Annotated in this window: 1 protein-coding gene; it reads right to left on the reverse strand. The window is 51.1% G+C overall.

Annotated elements, in window-relative coordinates:
• Positions 1-80: 80 nt before the first annotated feature.
• Entirely contained in the window at positions 81-1,838 is a 1,758-nt protein-coding gene (locus tag Xedl_RS19300; protein WP_074025329.1) for a type VI secretion system baseplate subunit TssF, read from the reverse strand.
• Positions 1,839-2,205 lie beyond the last annotated feature (367 nt).

Below are 2,205 nucleotides of genomic sequence, written 5' to 3' on the forward strand. Positions count from 1 at the left end.
TTCCGGCACACCGGCGATGTGGCAGGTAAAACGTAATCCACTTTTCATTTTTATTCCTTATCGGTTATGACATGCATGCCTTACATGGCCGGGCGTAATCCATCGACATGCCAGAACTGCCATAGCACCTTGTGACTGTCCGGGGTGAAAATCTCCAGCATGACAAACGAAGATTGGGTGATAAAACAAGCCAGTGCCTGATTGATTAACCGGCAGAAGCGATACATTTCTCCCTGATTACGATAACAATCGGGGTTCAGAGTCAGTGAGAGTAAATGCCCGCGAATGGGGCGCCCCCGCCGCATCCGGTCAGTCAGACGCTCTTCCACCTGTACAATGCCGTCAATGTGTTGGCGGAACTGGCGGCTCAAGGGGCGATGCGTGTCAGCATACGGGTCAAACAACCGGAGAAACTGTTTCAGGCTGTCGGTGGCAAACAGCATCATCGGTGGGCTGGAAAGACAGGAGAGCAGCGGCCAGCCGTTATTTTCCTGTAACAATGGCGGATAATCGGTCACCACCGGAATAATATTCTGCACATCAAGATGGGACGGTGCACTTTCCGGCGTCACAGTAATTGCGCCTTGTTCCAGCGTCAGTGCCTGCTCATGGTAGCCGATGAAAGAGCACGAGACAGCAATATCCGGCAGATTGTTTGTCGGATTGCCGGCCAAATCAAAAAAGCACAGCCGGTGCAGGGTTCTGCCCAGAAAATCAGATTCAGTCTGGAGCTGGTAGTAAAACGTATCGGGTTGCGCATCGTCATCGAAAAAACGCCCGGCGGGAACAAACTGCTCAATCGGCAGCCAGTGATAAGGCGTGCCACGCTGCTCACTGTCTTCGGGCTGCACCACCACCTGAACCTCCTGCAGCCGGTACAAGCACACCGATCCCCCCAATGGCAGCGGATAGCGGTGATTACCGGCTTCCAACCGGACAGGTGGGCTGGCCTGGTTTTCCAGATGGATCGCCGGCACACAACCCAACAAAAATGCCCCCTCGACATCCTCCAGTGGCAATTCACCCCCGAAACGCAAAATCAGCTCAAACGTGCCATCGTCATTCAGCGGGACTTTTGCACAACTGCTGCTGATATCCAGCGTGACAAAGTTATACAGTTGGGATAGTGCATAATATTCCACCAACGGTTGCAGGCCGGAATAGGGACTTTTGGCGGTGGGCAGCAACGGTTCGTCAAGCAAGCCATGCCAGCCATCAGGAAAACTTTTCATTGTTCGCCGCTCACCCTGTGTGTTCAGGCTGATATCACAGATATGTTGATCCAGCCACAGGCTGAGCTGGGCGGCCTTTTCGGTGTCAGTGCCGAGGAAAAAAGTTAATGCGCCACTTTGCCAGACCGGGGATGCCGTGCCGGTCTGGCACAGGGTCAGCATAATTTCACTGTGGGTGCCGGTTTTTTTCACCGTGCGTTGTTGCACGACCAATGGTTCGATATGCAGCGGACGACAGGTTTTAAAGGTCAGTAATTGCCCGTTCAGATGAGCAGAAACGGATGTGCCTGCCGGAATATCGGCGGTGCCCTGATGTTCGCCATCGGCAGGATAGAACTGCATTATCGTGGTGGGAGGAAGGGGACACAACGCCAGCGGCCAGATACGGGACAGAATACCGTGCGTGATTTCGGGAAGATCGTCTTCCAGTTTATCCCGCAAGTTGGCAATCAACAGAGCAAAGGCTTCAAAAATACGTTCAATATCGGGATCATGGAATGAAGACAGAAAATCGGCCAAATGCGGCGAGTCTTTCGCCACACGCTGCGCCAGTTCTCGCAGATAAGCGCGTTCTTGCAGGTACAGTGATTCCTTGTTGTTTTTCATTGAATTTTACTTATGTTTTATCTGTCCGGGAGCAGTTCTGTGCTGAATTTAAATAGGCACCCAGTCTGTAAAGGTGGTTTATTGTACACGCTAACCAATAAAATTAATTAACTAATTAAATCCAATTTTTGTCTGATTTTGGTGGAATATGGGGAGGTTGGCGGAATTTGACGTGTCCGAGATCCTTATACCATATATGGACGCCCCAGTCGTGCAAGCACTAAGTTATACGGTTTGCGACCATATATCCGGCGTCATAATGGAAAAATTATCCGCGCCATGATGTCATCCGCACCCTGCTTCCTTCTCACTACATCGGTATATCACTACCTTGTATAAGAACAGGCTATTACAGGAACGGTAGCCG

Source organism: Xenorhabdus eapokensis, from assembly GCF_001908105.1.